The 18,659-nt window shown below is 45.4% G+C and carries 21 protein-coding genes and 1 riboswitch; of the genes, 20 read left to right on the top strand and 1 reads right to left on the bottom strand.

All coding sequences use genetic code 11. The features are described 5' to 3' along the window. Positions 1-11 precede the first annotated feature (11 nt). The 8 genes from SporoP37_RS04650 to SporoP37_RS04615 all read left to right on the top strand — a co-directional run bounded on the left by SporoP37_RS04650 (position 12) and on the right by SporoP37_RS04615 (position 6,743). Positions 12-1,811, top strand: a complete 1,800-nt coding sequence (locus tag SporoP37_RS04650; RefSeq protein WP_369821955.1) for an acyl-CoA dehydrogenase family protein — start codon at positions 12-14, stop codon at positions 1,809-1,811. Positions 1,812-2,307: 496 nt separating this feature from the next. Beyond that, positions 2,308-2,667, top strand: coding sequence for an arsenate reductase family protein (locus SporoP37_RS04645; RefSeq protein ID WP_081242533.1), 360 nt, complete (start codon positions 2,308-2,310; stop codon positions 2,665-2,667). Between the two features lie 76 nt (positions 2,668-2,743). Next, on the top strand, positions 2,744-3,124 hold the full coding sequence (gcvH, locus tag SporoP37_RS04640; RefSeq protein ID WP_081242532.1) for a glycine cleavage system protein GcvH: 381 nt from the start codon (positions 2,744-2,746) through the stop codon (positions 3,122-3,124). 62 nt (positions 3,125-3,186) lie between these two features. Then, positions 3,187-3,540: a toprim domain-containing protein gene (locus SporoP37_RS04635; RefSeq protein WP_081242531.1), complete on the top strand. Its 354-nt coding sequence runs from the start codon at positions 3,187-3,189 to the stop codon at positions 3,538-3,540. Continuing rightward, on the top strand, positions 3,533-3,832 hold the full coding sequence (locus SporoP37_RS04630) for a thioredoxin family protein (RefSeq protein WP_081242530.1): 300 nt from the start codon (positions 3,533-3,535) through the stop codon (positions 3,830-3,832). Before SporoP37_RS04635 ends, SporoP37_RS04630 begins: the two co-directional genes overlap by 8 nt. Positions 3,833-3,882: 50 nt before the next feature. Then, positions 3,883-3,988: riboswitch (SAM riboswitch) on the top strand. Positions 3,989-4,135: 147 nt separating this feature from the next. Beyond that, entirely contained in the window at positions 4,136-5,161 is a 1,026-nt protein-coding gene (locus SporoP37_RS04625; protein WP_081242529.1) for a methionine ABC transporter ATP-binding protein, read from the top strand. After that, positions 5,154-5,822, top strand: a complete 669-nt coding sequence (locus SporoP37_RS04620; protein WP_081242528.1) for a methionine ABC transporter permease — start codon at positions 5,154-5,156, stop codon at positions 5,820-5,822. The genes SporoP37_RS04625 and SporoP37_RS04620 overlap by 8 nt, the downstream gene beginning before the upstream one ends. A gap of 66 nt (positions 5,823-5,888) precedes the next feature. After that, positions 5,889-6,743, top strand: a complete 855-nt coding sequence (locus tag SporoP37_RS04615; protein WP_085430356.1) for a MetQ/NlpA family ABC transporter substrate-binding protein — start codon at positions 5,889-5,891, stop codon at positions 6,741-6,743. A gap of 67 nt (positions 6,744-6,810) precedes the next feature. Here the strand turns inward: SporoP37_RS04615 and SporoP37_RS04610 are convergent, their stop codons facing one another. Then, positions 6,811-7,053, bottom strand: coding sequence for a hypothetical protein (locus tag SporoP37_RS04610; RefSeq protein ID WP_085430355.1), 243 nt, complete (start codon positions 7,051-7,053; stop codon positions 6,811-6,813). Between the two features lie 133 nt (positions 7,054-7,186). Between SporoP37_RS04610 and SporoP37_RS04605 the strand changes: the two genes are divergently transcribed. The 12 genes from SporoP37_RS04605 (at position 7,187) to SporoP37_RS04550 (ending at position 18,654) form a co-directional block, all read left to right on the top strand. Continuing rightward, positions 7,187-8,368, top strand: coding sequence for a dicarboxylate/amino acid:cation symporter (locus tag SporoP37_RS04605; RefSeq protein ID WP_085430354.1), 1,182 nt, complete (start codon positions 7,187-7,189; stop codon positions 8,366-8,368). A gap of 263 nt (positions 8,369-8,631) precedes the next feature. Further along, the gene (sufC, locus tag SporoP37_RS04600) at positions 8,632-9,411 is read left to right on the top strand and encodes a Fe-S cluster assembly ATPase SufC (RefSeq protein WP_081242524.1); all 780 of its coding nucleotides are present in this window, start codon (positions 8,632-8,634) and stop codon (positions 9,409-9,411) included. An 18-nt stretch (positions 9,412-9,429) separates the two neighbouring features. Beyond that, positions 9,430-10,737: a Fe-S cluster assembly protein SufD gene (gene sufD, locus SporoP37_RS04595; protein ID WP_085430353.1), complete on the top strand. Its 1,308-nt coding sequence runs from the start codon at positions 9,430-9,432 to the stop codon at positions 10,735-10,737. Further along, positions 10,737-11,966, top strand: a complete 1,230-nt coding sequence (locus SporoP37_RS04590) for a cysteine desulfurase (RefSeq protein WP_081242522.1) — start codon at positions 10,737-10,739, stop codon at positions 11,964-11,966. Before sufD ends, SporoP37_RS04590 begins: the two co-directional genes overlap by 1 nt. After that, the gene (gene sufU / locus SporoP37_RS04585; RefSeq protein ID WP_081242521.1) at positions 11,956-12,393 is read left to right on the top strand and encodes a Fe-S cluster assembly sulfur transfer protein SufU; all 438 of its coding nucleotides are present in this window, start codon (positions 11,956-11,958) and stop codon (positions 12,391-12,393) included. Before SporoP37_RS04590 ends, sufU begins: the two co-directional genes overlap by 11 nt. Positions 12,394-12,435: 42 nt before the next feature. After that, positions 12,436-13,833: a Fe-S cluster assembly protein SufB gene (gene sufB / locus SporoP37_RS04580; protein WP_081242520.1), complete on the top strand. Its 1,398-nt coding sequence runs from the start codon at positions 12,436-12,438 to the stop codon at positions 13,831-13,833. 186 nt (positions 13,834-14,019) lie between these two features. Continuing rightward, on the top strand, positions 14,020-14,484 hold the full coding sequence (locus SporoP37_RS04575) for a MarR family winged helix-turn-helix transcriptional regulator (RefSeq protein ID WP_081242519.1): 465 nt from the start codon (positions 14,020-14,022) through the stop codon (positions 14,482-14,484). 239 nt (positions 14,485-14,723) lie between these two features. Beyond that, positions 14,724-15,701, top strand: coding sequence for an NAD(P)H-dependent flavin oxidoreductase (locus SporoP37_RS04570; protein ID WP_081242518.1), 978 nt, complete (start codon positions 14,724-14,726; stop codon positions 15,699-15,701). Positions 15,702-15,907: 206 nt separating this feature from the next. Next, on the top strand, positions 15,908-16,144 hold the full coding sequence (locus SporoP37_RS04565) for a glutaredoxin family protein (protein WP_081242517.1): 237 nt from the start codon (positions 15,908-15,910) through the stop codon (positions 16,142-16,144). Between the two features lie 164 nt (positions 16,145-16,308). Beyond that, on the top strand, positions 16,309-16,662 hold the full coding sequence (locus tag SporoP37_RS04560) for a rhodanese-like domain-containing protein (protein WP_081242516.1): 354 nt from the start codon (positions 16,309-16,311) through the stop codon (positions 16,660-16,662). Between the two features lie 307 nt (positions 16,663-16,969). After that, entirely contained in the window at positions 16,970-17,830 is an 861-nt protein-coding gene (locus SporoP37_RS04555; RefSeq protein WP_081242515.1) for a DUF72 domain-containing protein, read from the top strand. Further along, entirely contained in the window at positions 17,830-18,654 is an 825-nt protein-coding gene (locus SporoP37_RS04550; protein WP_081242514.1) for a sulfite exporter TauE/SafE family protein, read from the top strand. Before SporoP37_RS04555 ends, SporoP37_RS04550 begins: the two co-directional genes overlap by 1 nt. The last annotated feature ends 5 nt before the right edge of the window (positions 18,655-18,659 follow it).

Below are 18,659 nucleotides of genomic sequence, written 5' to 3'. Positions count from 1 at the left end.
GGGGAAATACTATGACTAAAGCTATGGAGGGAAACACTATGACAGAATTCGTAAAGGGCGGAGCATTTTTAACGGAGGATATGGACGCATCACGCGTATTCACACCGGAAGATTTCACAGAAGAGCAAAAAATGATTGCCAAAACAACGGAAGAGTACGTTAAAAATGACGTGGCGCCGCTGATTGAAAAGCTCGAAAATCACGAGTTTGAAAACTCCGTGACATTGCTGAAGAAAGCGGGCGATCTGGGACTTCTTGCGGCAGATATTCCGGAAGAGTATGAAGGTCTTGGACTGGATAAAATTTCGTCTGCATTGATTGCGGAAAAATTATCCGTAGCTGGCGGCTTCTCGATTACTCACGGCGCACACGTGGGAATCGGTACGCTGCCAATCGTACTGTTCGGTAATCATGAGCAAAAGATGAAGTACTTGCCGAACTCTGCAAGCGGCACGAAAATCTCCGCTTACGCATTGACGGAGCCAAGCTCGGGTTCTGACGCACTGGGTGCCAAGACAACTGCTACATTAAATGCTGCAGGCACTCACTACGTATTGAATGGTGAGAAGCAATGGATTACAAACTCTGCATTTGCTGATGTCTTTGTCGTATATGCGAAAGTGGACGGCGAAAAGTTCACGGCGTTTATTGTAGAAAGAGACTATCCGGGTGTTTCTGTAGGGCCGGAAGAGAAGAAAATGGGCATCAAATCATCTTCTACACGTACATTAATCCTCGAAGATGCAGAAGTGCCTGTGGAAAACTTATTAGGAGAAATCGGGCGCGGCCACATTATTGCGTTCAATATTTTGAACATCGGACGCTACAAACTCGGAGTAGGTACAATCGGCGGATCGAAGCGTGCACTTGAGCTGGCTATTAAGTACGCGAATCAGCGGAAGCAGTTCGACACACCGATTTCTTCATTCAACTTGACGAAAGAAAAGTTCGGTACGATGGCTTCTATGCTGTATGCAACAGAGAGCTTGATTTACCGTACGGTCGGATACTTTGAAGAGCGCAATGCGGCGATGAGCCCAGATGAGCAAAAAGATGGCGCTAAAGTGGCGGCTTCCATTGCGGAATATGCTATCGAATGTTCCATTAACAAAGTGGTAGGATCCGAAGTGCTGGATTACATTTCCGATGAAGCAGTTCAAATTCACGGAGGCTACGGCTTCATGGCAGAGTACGAAGTGGAGCGCATCTACCGCGATTCCCGTATTAACCGGATCTTTGAAGGTACGAATGAAATCAACCGAATGATCGTTCCTGGGACATTCCTGAAGAAAGCAATGAAAGGCGAACTGCCATTGCTGCAGCAGGCACAGGCGCTGCAGGAAGAGCTGTTGATGATGATGCCTGAAGAAGTGGGCGACGAAGCATTGGCGCAGGAGAGAGTACTCGTGAAGAATGCGAAGAAGGTCGGTATCCTTGCCGCAGGACTGGCAGCACAGCGCTACGGCACGAAGCTCGATCAGGAACAAGAAATCCTGGTCAACATCGCAGACATCGCCAACGACATTTTCGGAATGGAGTCTGCTTTGCTGCGTACGGAAAAAGCGATCAGCAAAAACGGCGAAGAGAAAGAGAACCAAAAGCTTCTTTATACACAAATCTTCTGTCAGGAAGCGTTTGGACGCATCGAAGCGGCGGCGAAAGAAATACTGCTCGCAGCAGTCGACGGCGACAACCAGCGCATGATGCTCTCTGCATTGCGCAAGCTGACTCGTAACAATCCATACAACCTGATTGCGAAAAAGCGTGAAGCGGCAGAAAAGCTGATCGAAGCAGAAAAATACATCGTGTAATCATAACGTACACTAGACGCCTCCTGTGTGGGGCGTTTTTTTGTGGTGCGGGTTGAAGCTCTGGCTAATCCATTGGGAGCCGCCATCAGCCCCGCTTCAATCCTGCGTGAATAGCGGCGGGACTTGGATTACGCCCTATAAGTAGTTTGGAAATTAATTTTGTCTTAGAACCTGATGAAGTTCAAGTTCAGATACTTGTATAACGATTACAACTCCAATTCAGTGAGCATCAATAAGTATCACCCGCTTGCGTTGCAAGGGATTGGCGCGCAGGAGAGGCGACTCCCGGAGGATCAGCCCGACAGGCGAGACAGCCAAAGGAAGCAACGCGACCTGGCTGGCTCACCGCGGGCCCCCGGGAAAGCGTCCCCTCCGAAGCGCCCATCCCCGCCCCTGGCCAAACTCCAGCCTCTCAAAGTCTAAAAAAAGTGACCCGTCGCTTGGTTGGCATCAGCATACGCTTATTTGCTATACTGAAAAAAAGGAGGATTCCATTATGACTATGACATACTACGGTTATCCAAAATGCACCACGTGCCGCAAAGCGAAGAAATGGCTTGAGAATGAAGGGATTTCATTCGAGGAAAAAAACATTGCAGAACAACCTCCAGGCGAAGACGAACTGCGCACGATGATCAAGAACTCCGGCCTTGAAATGAAAAAGTTGTTCAACACAAGCGGCAAGAAATATCGTGAGCTTAACTTAAAAGACAAACTGCCAACTATGACAGACGATGAAAAAATCACATTGCTCGCTTCGGACGGGATGCTCATTAAACGGCCGATCGTCTCTGACGGCCAAAAAGTTACCGTCGGATTTAATGAAACCGCGTTTTCAGAAACGTGGAAGAAATGATTTAGTTTCTTGTTTTTACAGGGGAACTATGGCAAACTGAATAAAGACAAACTATTATAATTTTGGAGGTAACGACATGAGCACACCAAAAGAATTGCGTTATTCAGAAGAGCATGAATGGGTAAAAGAAGAAGACGGTAAATACCGAATTGGAATCACACATTTCGCACAGTCTGAACTGGGGGACATCGTGTTCGTTGAATTGCCGCAAGTAGGCGATCAATTGAAATCAGACGAGCCTTTCGGAAGCGTTGAATCAGTGAAAACTGTTTCAGAATTATACGCTCCACTGACTGGTAAAGTTGTGGAAGTAAACGAAAATCTGGAAGACAGCCCGGAATTAGTTAACGAATCTCCATATGAAGATGCGTGGATGGTTGTTGTCGAAATCGAAGACAAAGCTGAACTTGATGCGTTAATGACAGCTGAGCAGTACGAGGAAATGACAGCTGAATAATACCGAAATTTAAATGCGCTGGAACGTTTCAGCGCTTTTTTTATACGCTGGGAGGAAACAGCATGGACACGAAAGTTCTAATTGTGGAAGGCGGCTCCGACCGCAAGCGGCTGTTGCCGATCCTTGCTGAGCCGGTGGAGATTCTCTGTACTAACGGCACCATCAGTCCGTACCATATTGAAGAACTGCTGGCACCCTACGAACAACAGGAACTCTTCGTTTTTCTGGATGCGGACGCTTCAGGCGATTCTATTCGCAAGCTCTTCAAACAACTGTATCCGGAAGCGAGACATTTATATACGGACCGTCTCTACCGTGAAGTGGAAACGACCCCCGTCAAATTATTGGCTGCCATTTTAGCGGCCGCCAATTTTAAAGTACATCCGAACTACTTGGCAGGTGGACCTCATGAATAACTGGACAATAGAAGACTGGCAGCGTGCACAGGCGGCAGAGCAAGTGGCCGCTTTCTATTTATTTACCCCGATGTGCGGTACATGTGCAGTTGCTTCCAAAATGCTGAATGTAATTGAAACGATGCGTCCGAAGTTACCTATCGGAAAAGCAGATTTAAACTATGTTCAGGAAATTGCAATTGAATATGAAATCGAAAGTGTGCCGTGCCTGCTCATTCATCGTAAAGGGCAGCCAATTGAAAAGATTTATGCCTTTCAATCCGTGCCGTTTCTACTCGGGAAACTCAGTTGACAATGGAATTCAATGTGTGGTATAAGTAGGGTAATCAACTGAATACAAAACTCTTATATAGAGCGGTGGAGGGAAGTGCCCTATGAAGCCCGGCAACCGTCACATTTGTGAAATGGTGCCAATTCACTCAGAGCAAGTCGCTTTGACAGATGAGAGAAATGGAAACGTACATAATGACTTATACGTTCGGCCTTTCTGCTTGTCCGCAGAAAGGTTTTTTTATTACCAAAAGCGAAAGACGCCGTTAAGCTCCGGCAGGCGTTAGAAGACAATGAAAGAGGATTACATGAGGTGGTGCAGAAAATGATTCAACTAACAAACGTTCATAAAAAATTCCATTTGAACCGTTCAGAAATAATCGCGGTAGATGATGTATCGCTAACCATCAAAGAAGGAGAAATTTTCGGCGTCATCGGTTACAGTGGTGCAGGAAAAAGTACTTTGATTCGGCTGCTGAATGGTCTTGAAACACCCACGTCCGGCAGCATTATGATTCACGGACAGGAAATGACGACATTAAAAGGAGCCGGTCTTCGCAATGCCCGTCAGAAAATCAGTATGATCTTCCAGCACTTTAACTTGCTGTGGTCAAGAACCGTGGAAGAGAATATTATGTTCCCGCTCGAAATTGCGGGTGTGAAAAAATCGGTTCGCAAGCAAAAAGTAAAAGAACTGATAGATCTGGTCGGGTTGACTGGCCGTGAAAAAGCTTATCCCGCACAGTTATCAGGCGGTCAAAAACAACGTGTCGGCATCGCGCGCGCACTTGCGAATGACCCGGAAGTACTACTTTGTGATGAAGCGACATCCGCGCTTGATCCTGAAACGACAAATGCAATCCTCGATTTATTGACAGACATCAATGAACGTCTTGGACTGACTATTGTCCTTATCACGCATGAAATGCATGTTATCCGTAAGATTTGCCATCGTGTAGCAGTCATGGAAGCAGGGAAGGTCGTGGAGATCGGCAACGTGCTCGACGTCTTTCAATCTCCGCAGGCTGACATTACAAAGCGTTTTATTTCACAGGTGACCGACACTGGCGATACAGACGCAGCGATCGCACACCTGCAGGAGGAAACTCCACACGGAAAGCTGATTAAGCTAGCCTTCATCGGGGAGCGTACAGAGCAGCCTGTCCTTGCTGAGCTGATCCGGAAATACCCGATTGAGGTCAATATCGTCCAGGGAAATATCTCGACTACACGGGACGGCGCGTACGGCACACTGGTCTTGCAGCTGGCAGGGGACGCGGCGGTTGTTGATGAAGCGATCGCTTTCTTAGATGCCAATGAAGTGAAGACGGAGGTGCTGAAGAATGATTGAGCAGTGGTTCCCGAACGTCAATTGGGAGAAAATGTGGGCGGCGACGGGCGAGACACTTTATATGTCCGCGTACTCCACGTTATTCACGTTTATTTTTGGTGTCGCACTCGGTTTGCTGCTATTCCTGACAAGTCCGGGGCAACTCTGGGCCAATAAAATCACCAATGTCTTTACAGGGGCATTTGTCAATGTGTTCCGGTCCATTCCGTTTATCATTTTGATTATTTTATTGCTGCCTCTGACTAATTTGCTTATTGGAAGTATGCGCGGACCGAATGCCGCGTTGCCAGCGTTAATTATCGGCGCAGCACCGTTCTACGGACGCATGGTGCTGATTGCGCTGCAAGAAATTGATAAAGGAGTTATCGAAGCGGCACGTTCAATGGGTGCGAAAACTTCTACCATCATTTTCAAAGTGCTGTTGCCTGAATCCATGCCCGCGCTAGTGTCTGGGATTACAGTGACGTCAATTGCGCTGGTCGGATATACAGCGATGGCAGGGGTAATCGGCGCCGGGGGACTCGGTACACTTGCGTATTTGGAAGGGTTCCAGCGTAACCGCGGCGATGTGACGATGATGGCGACAATTTTAGTTTTGATCATCGTATTCATCATTCAGTTTATCGGTGATTTCTTTGTAAAACGTATGGACAAGCGATAACAGGATTTTCAGGGAAACCTGTCAACCATAAATATAATCCAGTAATGGAGAGGGAGAAATGTGAAGATGAAGAAGTTTTTATTTGGTCTATTCGCGGCGGCACTTGTGCTGGCACTGGCAGCATGCGGCACAAAAGATGATAACAGCGAAGATGCGGCACAGGATGCAGATGACGCAGAAAAGGGCGACAAAACGACTTTGACAGTCGGAGCGTCCAACACGCCGCACGCAGTAATTTTAGAAAAGGCGAAGCCACTATTGGCTGAAAAAGGGTACGATTTGAAGATTGAGAGCTACACAGATTATGTACTGCCAAACAAAGATTTGGATGAAGGCACATTGGATGCGAACTATTTCCAGCACATTCCATATCTAGAGAGTCAAATTGCAGATTTCGGTTATGATTTTGTCAATGCAGGTGCAATTCACATCGAGCCGATCGGTGTCTACTCAAAGAAATATGATTCATTGGAAGAACTTCCTGATGGTGCAACGATCTTAATCAGTAACTCTGTAGCGGATCACGGGCGCGTACTGGCTATGCTTGAAGAAAAAGGTTTGATCAAGCTTGCTGACGATGTGGAAAAAGTGAAGGCGGAAGTAGAAGATATCGTTGAAAATCCGAAGAACTTGGAGTTTGACGCAAACTACGAAGCAGCATTAATGCCGCAATTGTACAAAAATGATGAAGGCGACGCATTATTGATCAACTCAAACTTCGCAATCGACGCCGGCTTAAATCCAATGGAAGATGCGATCGCTTTGGAAGATTCAGAGTCTCCTTACGTTAACGTAATCGCTGTAAAGAGCGGTAACGAAGACAGCGACGCAATCAAAGCATTGATAGAAGTGTTAACTTCAGAACAAATCCAAGATTTCATCGTAGAAGAATGGTCTGGATCAGTAGTTCCAGTAAAATAATGAATAGAAGGCCGGCAGCTGGAGCAGCTGCCGGTTTTTATATTGGAAATAGAGTTCATATATGGTGTTACGCGCTCATAGTTGCTGTGTATCCGCTCATAGCTGCCTGCCACGCGCTCAATGCGTCATCGCGTCCGCTCATAGCTGCCGTCCACGCGCTCAATGAGGCTTCACACCCGCTCATAGCCGCCGTCCAGGCGCTCAATGCGGCATCGCCTCCGCTCATAGCTGTCGTGTATCCGCTCAATGCGTCTTCACACCCGCTCATAGCTGCCGTCCACGCGCTCAATGCGTCATCGCGTCCGCTCATAGCCGCCCGCCACCCGCTCATCCCCGCAGCAAAGACACTAAATAAACTAAAATATTTTCTTCTCTATTCCCCGCTCTTGTGGTAAAGTTGTGTTGTTTCAGTCATACATATGTGTATTTGAGGAGGACGTATTGTGAAGTTTAAACTAGGGCTTATTTGGCGTATTTTGATAGCCATTGCGCTGGCGATCGGACTTGGATTATTGCTGCCCGCGATTCATGAAGGTTTCGCGAACTGGTTCGTTCGATTAGCAGCCACGTTCAATATGTTGTTTGGCGGATTCTTGAACTTTATTGTGCCACTCATCATTATTGCGTTTATCGCGCCAAGTATTGCGAAGCTCGGGGCGGGGTCAGGGAAGCTGCTGGGAATGTCTGCAGCGTTTGCCTATGGCTCCACCATTACCGCAGGATTGCTCGCGTATGCTGCGGCATCGACTATTCTGCCTAATTTTATTCATCAATCCACTGATGCAGAGATTGCGGAAGGTGCACGTGCTGCCGGAGAAGCCTTCTTTGAGATGGAAATGGCGCCGATGATGGGAATTATGACGGCGCTGCTCATGGCATTCGTGCTTGGAATTGGCATGGCGGCGATTAAGGGAAAGACGATGCTGTCATTCTTTGAAGAGTTTAACTTGATTATCGACAAAGTTATTTCTGTCGTAATCATTCCGCTGCTGCCGTTTCATATCTTCGGGATTTTCTTAAATATGACGTATACCGGTGAAGTGGCAAATGTATTGTCTGTATTTATCCTGGTATTTGTCATGATCATCATTCTTCATCTGATTATGCTGACATTCCAGTATACAGTGGCGGGTACATTGAATAAACGTAATCCGTTTGTCCTGATGAAAACGATGCTGCCTGCTTATTTAACAGCAATCGGCACGCAATCATCAGCCGCAACGATTCCTGTTACACTGCGTCAGGCGAAAAAGACCGGCGCTTCTGAACGGGTGACAAATTTTGCGGTGCCGCTGTTTGCGACTATTCACTTGTCAGGCAGTACGATCACAATTGTGTCTTGCTCTATCGGCGTCATGCTGATGAATGGATTCGACATTAGCTTTGGCATGTATCTGCAATTTATTTTCATGCTGGGCGTTACGATGATTGCAGCCCCGGGTGTGCCGGGCGGTGCAGTAGTAGCGGCAACTGGACTTCTTTCCACCATGCTTGGATTCACTGACGCTATGGTGGCGTTAATGATTGCGCTGTACCTGGCACAGGACAGTTTCGGAACAGCAACAAATGTTACAGGCGACGGCGCACTTGCAATGATCGTCGACCGTTTTACAAAAAAAGCATAGTACAGAGAAAAAGCCGGTCATTTGACTGGCTTTTTTCTGTCTAATTCTTATGTACTAATCTCTCGTTGATTCTCATTCATTAGTTGTCAATTGAAAAATGATAAACTGTGAAATTTCATAGAGGCCCATAGAATCAATGAATTTGCTTATAATTTATAATGATTCTTAAACATTTGCAACCGAATCAAATATGGGTTAAGATTAGAATGATACTAAATAGAGAATGGATAAACCATTCAAGTGATCATACTGGAGGTATTGGAATGGCAACTTTGGAAATTAAAGATCTTCATGTCCAAATTGAGGGCAAAGAAATCTTGAAGGGTGTTACCTTAACAATAAATACAAATGAGATCCATGCAATCATGGGTCCCAATGGTACGGGGAAATCCACACTTGCATCTGCAATTATGGGACACCCGAAATATGAAGTTACATCTGGAAGCATCACAATTGATGGAGAAGACGTTCTGGCAATGGAAGTGGATGAGCGTGCGAAAGCTGGTTTGTTCCTTGCAATGCAGTATCCAAGTGAAATCACTGGCGTAACAAACGCAGATTTCCTGCGTTCAGGAATGAATGCCCGTCGTGAAGAGGGCGACGAAATTTCCTTGATGAAATTTATCCGTGAACTGGACAGCAAGATGGAGTTCCTGGAAATGGATGAAGATATGGCAACACGTTATTTGAACGAAGGTTTCTCAGGCGGAGAGAAAAAGCGCAACGAAATTCTTCAGCTTATGATGTTGAAACCAAAATTTGCAGTACTTGACGAAATTGACTCAGGTCTGGATATCGATGCATTGAAAGTTGTTTCTAAAGGAATCAATGAAATGCGCGGCGAAGGTTTCGGCTGCCTGATCATCACTCACTATCAGCGCTTGTTGAACTATATCAAGCCGGATCACGTGCACATCATCATGCAGGGCAGAATCGTCAAAACTGGCGGACCTGAATTGGCTGAGAAACTTGAGAGCCAAGGATATGACTGGATTAAAGAAGAGCTTGGTATTGAAGACGAGACAGTTGGACAAGAAGCATAAGAAAGGGGACGACTTAAAATGACGGTTGAAACAACATTGGCATTGACCGAACAGGACGTCCGCTCTTATTCCGCAAAAGTGGAGGAAGCTGCTTGGATGGCAGATTTTCGTTCGAATGCTCTGGCGAAAGCTGAAGTGCTCGAAATGCCGAGACCAGATAAAACAAAAATTACTAATTGGAATTTCACGGAATTCCCTTCACATACAGTAGAAAGTTCAAACTTCGCGGCGCTGGAGGAACTTCCGACAGAAGCGAAGACATTAATTGATGATGAACAGCAGCAAAACATTTATGTACAGCATAATAATACACCTGCATACACTTCATTATCAGAAGACCTGAAGTCGCAAGGCGTTATTTTGACGGATATCTTCACAGCATCCCGCGAACATAGCGAACTGCTGCAGAAGTACTTGATGACGGACGGCGTGAAAGTAGATGAGCATAAATTAACAGCTCTTCATGCAGCATTAATTAACGGCGGCGTATTCGTATACGTTCCTAAAAACGTTGTTATCGAAGATCCGCTGCAAGTACTGTTCATTCATGACAATGAAGAAGCATCATTGTTTAACCACGCAGTGATCGTGGCTGAAGCGAACAGTTCCGTTACGTATGTAGAAAACTACCTTTCTACTATGGAGCACGCCGAAACACAGGCAAACATCGTATCCGAAGTATTTGCTATGGATAATGCGAAAATTGTCTACGGTGCAGTCGACGTATTAGCTGAAGGAATGACAACTTACGTCAACCGTCGCGGAGTAGCAGGACCAAACGCTCGCATCGAGTGGGCACTGGGTCTGATGAATGACAGCAATACGATTTCCGAAAATATTACGCACTTAGTCGGCAACGGCTCATCCAGTGATATGAAATCTGTAGTTGTAGGCCGCGGCAGCCAGAAACAAAACTTCACTTCTGAAATCGTCCACTGGGGACTGGACACGGACGCTTTCATCCTGAAGCACGGAGTTATGAAAGAATCGTCTTCTGCAATCTTTAACGGTATTGGCCGTATCGCCAAAGGAGCTACCCGCTCAAATGCGGTGCAGGAGTCACGTATTCTGATGCTGAGCGAAAGAGGGCGCGGCGACGCAAACCCAATCTTGCTCATTGATGAAGATGATGTAACAGCAGGCCACGCAGCTTCAGTTGGACGTGTAGATCCAATGCAGATGTTCTATCTTATGAGCCGCGGGATTTCAAAAGAAGAAGCAGAACGCCTCATTATTCATGGATTTTTGGCTCCGGTAGTCAGCAAATTGCCGATTGAAGGAGTTAGAAAGCAATTGACGGAGGTTATTGAAAGGAAAGTGCGCTAATGCTCAGTAAAGACATCCGCAATCATTTCCCTATATTAGATCAGGAAGTTAACGGGCATCCGCTTGTATATTTGGACAGTGCGGCAACATCTCAAAAGCCTGTTCAAGTAATCGAAGCTCTCGACCGCTATTACCGTCAGGACAACTCCAACGTTCACCGCGGGGTGCACACACTTGGAAACCGGGCGACAGACGGCTATGAAGGAGCTCGTGAGAAAGTCCGTAAATTTATTAATGCCAAATCCACGCAAGAAGTAATTTTTATGCGCGGTACTACTACAGCAATCAACACAGTAGCAGACAGTTATGGCCGGGCGAACGTCTCGGAAGGCGATGAAATCGTCATTACGCATATGGAGCACCACTCCAATATCATTCCGTGGCAGCAGCTCGCTAAAGAAACCGGCGCTGTGCTGAAATATATCGATTTAGAAGAGGACGGCACATTATCGCTGGATAAAGTGCGCGAAACAATTACAGATAAAACGAAAATCGTTTCTATTATGTACGTTTCCAACGTTCTCGGCACGATGAACCCGATTAAAGAAATTACAGAAATTGCCCATCAGCATGGAGCAGTAATGTGTGTGGATGCAGCCCAGGCTGCACCGCACTTGAAAATAGATGTACAGAATCTGAATTGCGACTTCCTTGCATTTTCCGGACACAAAATGTGCGGACCTACCGGCATCGGTGTCCTCTATGGTAAGAAGGATTTGCTAAATAATATGGAGCCTGTGGAATTCGGCGGCGAAATGATTGACTTCGTCGGATTATACGAATCTACCTGGAAAGAACTGCCTTGGAAATTTGAAGGCGGCACACCTATTATTGCAGGAGCTATCGGACTTGGTGCAGCGATTGATTTTCTGGAAGAGATCGGTTTGGATGCCATCGAAAAACATGAGCATGAACTTGCTGGTTATGCGATGGATAAAATGTCTGAAATTGACGGCTTGACCATTTATGGTCCAAGAGATCCAGAAAAGCGCGCAGGATTGGTCACATTCAATTTGGATGATGTCCATCCTCACGATGTCGCAACTGTACTCGATATGAACGGTATAGCTGTTCGTGCAGGACACCATTGCGCACAGCCATTGATGAAATGGCTTCAATGTTCTTCTACTGCACGTGCCAGCTTCTACCTGTACAACACCACGGATGACGTAGACCGCCTCGTGGAAGGACTTCGCACAACAAAGGAGTATTTTAACGATGTCTACTAACAAACTCGATCAACTATATCGTTCCGTAATTATGGAGCATTATAAACATCCGAAAAACAAAGGCATTTTGGATGATGGGAATGTCACGATTGACATGAACAATCCAACTTGCGGTGACGTCATCCATTTAACGATGAATGTGGAAAATGATATCGTCAAAGACGCGAAGTTTGAAGGCGAAGGGTGTTCTATTTCAATGGCATCCGCTTCCATGATGACGCAAATGATCAAGAACAAGACAACAGAAGAAGCAGTAAAATTAGCTCATACCTTTTCAGATATGATGTTAGGCAAAGATTTGGACGAGTCGGTTGATCTCGATGACCTTGAAGCACTTTCGGGTGTCGCGCAATTCCCTGCCCGAATTAAATGTGCAACATTGAGCTGGAAGGCGATGGAAAAGGGAGTCTCTGGCGAGTCGCAGTGACCTTGGCCATAGTACGAGCAATTATGGGACGGAGGAATAATAATGGCGAAACAAATGCCCGAAATCGGTGATTATAAGTATGGTTTCCACGATAAAGACGTTTCTGTGTTCCGTTCAGAACGCGGTCTGACACGTGAAATAGTAGAAGAAATTTCTGCTATGAAAGAAGAGCCGCAATGGATGTTGGATTACCGTTTAAAATCTCTTGAGATTTTTTACAGCAAGCCAATGCCGCAGTGGGGCGGAGACTTGAATTCATTGAATTTCGATGAAATCACGTATTACGTTAAACCATCTGAAGCAACAGAAACTTCTTGGGATGAAGTACCTGAGGAAATCAAGCGTACGTTTGATAAATTGGGTATTCCGGAAGCAGAACAAAAATACTTGGCAGGTGTATCTGCACAGTATGAATCTGAAGTGGTTTACCACAACATGAAAGAAGAACTTACAGATCTCGGAATTGTCTTTAAAGACACAGATTCTGCACTTCTTGAAAACGAAGAACTATTCAAGAAGTACTGGGGTACAGTTATTCCGAATTCTGACAATAAATTCTCAGCGCTGAACTCTGCTGTCTGGTCAGGTGGTTCATTCATCTATGTACCGCCAGGCGTGAAAGTTGAGACTCCGCTGCAGGCATATTTCCGTATTAACTCGGAAAATATGGGACAGTTCGAGCGTACGCTGATCATCGTGGACGAAGGCGCAAGCGTTCACTACGTAGAAGGCTGTACAGCACCTGTCTACACAACGAACTCACTGCATAGTGCGGTTGTTGAGATTATCATCAAGAAAGACGCATATTGCCGTTACACGACAATCCAAAACTGGGCGAACAACGTCTATAACTTGGTAACAAAGCGTGCAGTATGTGAAGAAAATGCAACGATGGAATGGATTGACGGGAACATCGGTTCTAAATTGACGATGAAATACCCGGCAGTCATCTTAAAAGGTGAAGGCTCACGCGGTCTGACATTATCCATCGCACTTGCAGGTAAAGGACAGCATCAGGATGCCGGCGCGAAAATGATGCACTTGGCACCTAACACGTCTTCTACTATTGTTTCAAAATCTATCTCTCAACACGGCGGAAAAGTAACGTACCGCGGAATCGTCCACTTCGGACGTAAAGCGGATGGAGCTCGTGCCAACATTGAGTGTGATACATTGATTATGGACAAACTGTCCACTTCTGATACGATTCCGTACAATGAAATCTTGAATGACAACATTTCATTGGAACACGAAGCAAAAGTATCAAAAGTTTCCGAAGAGCAGCTCTTCTACTTGATGAGCCGCGGTATTCCTGAATTGGAAGCAACGGAAATGATCGTAATGGGCTTTATCGAGCCATTTACAAAAGAACTGCCGATGGAATATGCGGTAGAAATGAACCGACTGATCAAGTTTGAAATGGAAGGTTCAATCGGATAAATCAACAAATTTCTGGCTCATCTAAAGGATGAGCCAGTTTTTTTATTTGGTGAAAGAGTTATAAGCCGCACAGTAAAACGTTCATTTTCATTTGCCTATGTATATACATGGATAAATGAAAATGCTACGATATCAATAATGAATTAGCCGGAACTTTTTTAAAATGTAAAGCAGGGAGTGACAGGCATGGAGAAAAAACTGGATCAAGAACAGGCGAATTACGTGATTGAAGTGTGCGCTTGTGCGAATCTGCGGACGGTGTCAGGATCTCTGACGCAGCTTTACAATAAACTCCTGAAACCGACAGGGCTAAAAATCACACAGTATTATATGCTTGGGAATATTTACACGTTGCCGGACATTTCTATAAGTAAGCTGAGTGAAATCATGCTGCTTGACCAAACAACCGTGACCCGTAACCTGAACATTTTAAAGGACTCTGGGCTGGTAACTATTGAGCGTGCTGCGCAGGATTCTCGGACAAAAGTGGTTTCTGTGACGGCTGCCGGATATGAGAAATTGAACAATGCGACACCTATCTGGACAAAAGTACAGGAACAAATTGAAGGAGCTATGGGCAAAGAAGAGTATATGGACTTATTAAATAAACTGCATGATCTACAAAATGTCATCGATGATTTGGAAATCTGAAGCCAGAGGAATAAACTAGATTCCGCTGATTTATAATGGTTCACGCCAGAAGAAGTGAAAATAAGAAAGTCATATTACTAAATTGATTGACAAGTCAAAAAAAAGCGGTACAATACATGTATATACATGCATCGTATGCTTGCTTACATTTAATTTAATTGAAGAATGTACGGGATTTTTTACATTATTCTTTTAATCACTGAATTGAAAGCGCTTACGAATAAAGGGGAGTGTACAAGATGAATATAGCAGAATTGAAAAAGAGTATGAGTATTCCAGTGATTGCTTCGCCTATGTTTATTATCAGTAACCCAAAGACCGTGATCGAGCAGTGTAAAGCGGGGATTATCGGTTCCATGCCTTCTTTAAATGCAAGACCGATCGCTCAATTTGAAGAATGGCTCATTGAAATTACAGAAGAACTGGCAGATTATAATGCGAAGAATCCGCATAAGCCTGCTGCGCCGTTTGCGATTAACCAAATTGTTCACCGGTCAAATGAAAGACTGCAGGAAGATATGGAGCTTTGCGTGAAGTATAAAGTTCCCATCATAATTACATCACTCGGTGCAAGAGAAGATGTCTACGAGGCTGCACACAGCTATGGCGGAATCGTCTTGCACGATGTAATTAATAATACGTTTGCAAAGAAAGCCATTGAAAAAGGCGCAGACGGTTTAATTGCGGTAGCGGCAGGGGCTGGAGGGCATGCAGGGCCAAAGAGTCCATTTGCGCTCATTCAGGAAATCCGCGAATGGTTTGATGGGCCGCTGGTACTTGGCGGTTCTATCGCAACCGGGGGAAGCGTCTTAGCGGCAGAAGCGATGGGGGCAGATTTTGCTTACATTGGTTCACCATTTATTGCGACAGAAGAAGCAAGAGCCGTTAATGAATATAAGCAAGCGATCCTAGACGCAACTTCTGATGATATCGTCTACAGCAACTATTTCACTGGCGTACACGGAAATTATTTAGCTCCATCAATTCGTGCTTCCGGTTTGGATCCGGACAACTTGCCGGAAAGTGATCCTTCCCAAATGAATTTTGGCGGAGAGGGCAGCAAAAAAGCGTGGAAAGATATTTGGGGCTGCGGTCAGGGAATCGGCGTAATCAATAAAGTACAGCCGATCAAAGACTATGTCGGACAATTAACAGACCAATATAACCAAGCGAAAAATAAATTAATTGGTGATACAGTCAACACGGCAGGCAGATAATTCTTCAGTATCAACTGCCGGACCCGCGTTTCGTTTATACTACAATAAAAATCGGCGTGTGAATTTCAGACACTCCGATTTTTTTGTATGGATCAATAAAGTAGTTAGCCGAAGAGAAAAAGTCTCATAAGTGAAATCAATTCGTTGATTTTATACCTGTGGGGGTATATAATGAAGATACTAACTAGATAAAAGGAGTTTTTCAAATGACAGCAAAAGCAACAGTTTATGTTTCATCTACTTGTCCATACTGCACGATGATGACGAATTATCTTGAGGAAATTCATGTGCCTTATGAAACGATTAATATCACTACAGACTCGGCGGCAGGGCAGCGCCTGGTTGAAACGACTGGACAGATGGGTGTGCCTCAAACACTGTTAAACGGCAAATGGATACTCGGCTTTGATCCGGCAAGTGTTCAGGCCGCATTGGACGCATGAATAAAGTCAAACAGCTCTTATTCTGCAGATCGTGTACAGTTCAAACGGCGGAGGAAATGGAAAAGAAATTATTTCCCCGCTTCTGTATAGGCCATGCAGCGTTTGTGGTGATGGGAATCATCCTAGTCATCATGGAATGGACACACTAAAGGGAGGCCGCAACAATGGGTTGGATTTTCATTGCGCTGATCGTCATAGCAGTAGTCTGGCGAATGAAGCCGGCAAAAGGCGTGAACATCATCACAACAGAAGAATTAAAAGGAAGAATGAAAGACCGTAACGTTCAGTTTATAGATGTCCGTACGCCTGCAGAATATAAAGAGCGTCATATTCCGTTATTCAAAAACATCCCGCTGAATCTGTTGAAAAATCAGATGGCGTCATTACCGAAAGAGCAGGAAATCATTTTGATTTGTCAAAGCGGCATGCGCAGCATGAATGCCGCAGGGCAGTTGAAAAAAGCCGGGTATACGAATGTAACGAATGTGCGCGGCGGCATGAGCGCGTGGCGGGAGTAAGGATAGAAAAAGCGTCTTGGGTGCAATAACCCGGGACGCTTTTTCGCGTGTGTTTGATTTGGAAGAAATGTAATGCTTGGTCGCGGCGAGATATAATGCTATTGCGCGAAGAGAATGCGCGGTCCCGTCGCCAAATAGCGCAGCGGCACACCAAACACCCCCGCCCCACCCAGAAAATAAGCGCAAATAGCAGAAGTCTATGCAATGAAACTCCAAAAAGGAAAAAGTGAGCTGCAGCGTATGACTTTTCCGAAAACACATGAGATATGATACACTGAATGAAAGCTAAAAGGAGGGGGAACTTTCCGTGATACATGTTGGCCTGACAGGGTGGGGAGACCATCCAAGCCTGTATAATGAAAAAACAATAGCGAATAAAAAGCTCATTGATTACAGCAAACACTTTCCAATTGTCGAACTTGATTCGACGTTTTATGCTATACAATCCAAAAAAGTGATGGATAAATGGACGGAGGAAACTCCTGCTGATTTTCGGTTCATTGTGAAAGCCTATCAAGGTATTACCGGCCATCAGCGGGGGAAGCTGCCGTATGATTCTGAAGAGGAGATGTTCTCACAATTCAAGCTGTCATTGACGTCGTTTGTGGAAGCAGGGAAACTGGCGATGATCCTTGTGCAATTTCCGCCGTGGTTTGATTGCCGGAAAGAAAACGTCGACCGTATCCGCTATGTGCATGATCAGTTACAGCCGCTGCCGGTTGCGGTAGAGTTTCGCCACCAATCTTGGTACTCACCTGCCTACCGGGAGAAGACATTGGATTTCCTGAAGAGTTTAAACATCATCCATGTTGTCTGTGATGAGCCGCAGGTTGGGGACGGCAGTGTGCCGCTCGTGCCGGCTGCGACCGATCCGAAGGTGCTGCTGCGTCTTCATGGACGCAATGACAAAGGATGGGTCAATACAATGGGAGACAGTAAAGCGTGGCGTAAAGTGCGCTACCTTTATGATTATAATGAAAAAGAATTAGAGAGTATGCGCGATGTCGTCAAACACCTTGAAAAACAAACACAGGAAGTATTCGTTATATTTAATAACAACTCCGGTCAGCATGCTGCGAAGAACGCTAAGCAATTCGCGGATCTGGTCAACATAGAGTATGGTCAGCCACTCACCGAGCAGCTGGATTTATTTGAGGGGGATCAGTAATGGAATTTGCAGTGCTGGCCTTAATCGGTCTGGCTTCGGGTGTAATCGGCTCGATTGCCGGGCTCGGCGGCGGAACAATTCTGGTGCCCGTCACATTATTTGTCGGGCTGAATCTTGGCCTAATTCCTGATATCACGCCACAAAGTGTAGTCGGTTTATCGGTCATTATGATGATCGCGAACGGACTTGGCTCGACCATATCATACATGAAAGTCAGGACAATCGATTACCGCAGTGCCCTGCTGTTTTTTACAGCGAGTATACCCGGGATCATTATTGGCGCGTTCATCAATAAAAATGTTAGTTTGCAATCATTTAATCTATTTTTCGGCATATTATTAATTGTCTTGTCTACACTGTTATTAACGAGAAAATATTTGAAGCCGATTCGCTGGTTTGTGGAAAACGGAAGGAAAGTGACATTCACAGATCCGCAGGGTAAGGCGCATATCTACGGCTATCCGATCTGGTTTGCCATCCTCCTGTCATTATTTATTGGACTGACATCGGGGTTATTTGGAATCGGCGGCGGCACCATGATCGTTCCTGCGATGATTTTGCTGTTCCTTTTCCCTCCGCACGTAGCAGTGGCCACATCGATGCTGATGGTATTCCTGTCATCCATCGTAAATTCAATTTCGCATATTTCTCTCGGGCATGTGCCGTGGCTCTATACGATTCCGGTCGTGCCAGGCGCATATTTCGGCGGAATGCTCGGTGCGTATTTGAATGGCAAAATGAAATCAGATACGCTGGTTTTGGTCATTCGCATCATTTTACTCGTCTTTGGACTGCGTTCCATCTATGAGGGGATTTGGGGTTGACGTAT

The sequence above is a fragment of the Sporosarcina sp. P37 genome (genome assembly GCF_002109365.1).
Lineage (GTDB): Bacteria > Bacillota > Bacilli > Bacillales_A > Planococcaceae > Sporosarcina.
This window is presented reverse-complemented; position numbering and strand designations above follow the sequence as displayed.

Bases quoted from the DNA above. Each gene is read 5' to 3' on its own strand.
- SporoP37_RS04635 (WP_081242531.1), top strand. From the start codon at position 3,187: ATGGACACGAAAGTTCTAATTGTGGAAGGCGGCTCCGACCGCAAGCGG.
- sufU (WP_081242521.1), top strand. From the start codon at position 11,956: ATGTCTACTAACAAACTCGATCAACTATATCGTTCCGTAATTATGGAG.
- SporoP37_RS04565 (WP_081242517.1), top strand. From the start codon at position 15,908: ATGACAGCAAAAGCAACAGTTTATGTTTCATCTACTTGTCCATACTGC.
- SporoP37_RS04650 (WP_369821955.1), top strand. From the start codon at position 12: ATGACTAAAGCTATGGAGGGAAACACTATGACAGAATTCGTAAAGGGC.
- sufC (WP_081242524.1), top strand. From the start codon at position 8,632: ATGGCAACTTTGGAAATTAAAGATCTTCATGTCCAAATTGAGGGCAAA.
- SporoP37_RS04645 (WP_081242533.1), top strand. From the start codon at position 2,308: ATGACTATGACATACTACGGTTATCCAAAATGCACCACGTGCCGCAAA.
- SporoP37_RS04560 (WP_081242516.1), top strand. From the start codon at position 16,309: ATGGGTTGGATTTTCATTGCGCTGATCGTCATAGCAGTAGTCTGGCGA.
- gcvH (WP_081242532.1), top strand. From the start codon at position 2,744: ATGAGCACACCAAAAGAATTGCGTTATTCAGAAGAGCATGAATGGGTA.
- SporoP37_RS04615 (WP_085430356.1), top strand. From the start codon at position 5,889: ATGAAGAAGTTTTTATTTGGTCTATTCGCGGCGGCACTTGTGCTGGCA.
- SporoP37_RS04575 (WP_081242519.1), top strand. From the start codon at position 14,020: ATGGAGAAAAAACTGGATCAAGAACAGGCGAATTACGTGATTGAAGTG.
- SporoP37_RS04625 (WP_081242529.1), top strand. From the start codon at position 4,136: ATGATTCAACTAACAAACGTTCATAAAAAATTCCATTTGAACCGTTCA.
- SporoP37_RS04550 (WP_081242514.1), top strand. From the start codon at position 17,830: ATGGAATTTGCAGTGCTGGCCTTAATCGGTCTGGCTTCGGGTGTAATC.
- SporoP37_RS04630 (WP_081242530.1), top strand. From the start codon at position 3,533: ATGAATAACTGGACAATAGAAGACTGGCAGCGTGCACAGGCGGCAGAG.
- sufB (WP_081242520.1), top strand. From the start codon at position 12,436: ATGGCGAAACAAATGCCCGAAATCGGTGATTATAAGTATGGTTTCCAC.
- SporoP37_RS04620 (WP_081242528.1), top strand. From the start codon at position 5,154: ATGATTGAGCAGTGGTTCCCGAACGTCAATTGGGAGAAAATGTGGGCG.
- SporoP37_RS04610 (WP_085430355.1), bottom strand. From the start codon at position 7,053: ATGAGCGGACGCGATGACGCATTGAGCGCGTGGACGGCAGCTATGAGC.
- sufD (WP_085430353.1), top strand. From the start codon at position 9,430: ATGACGGTTGAAACAACATTGGCATTGACCGAACAGGACGTCCGCTCT.
- SporoP37_RS04590 (WP_081242522.1), top strand. From the start codon at position 10,737: ATGCTCAGTAAAGACATCCGCAATCATTTCCCTATATTAGATCAGGAA.
- SporoP37_RS04570 (WP_081242518.1), top strand. From the start codon at position 14,724: ATGAATATAGCAGAATTGAAAAAGAGTATGAGTATTCCAGTGATTGCT.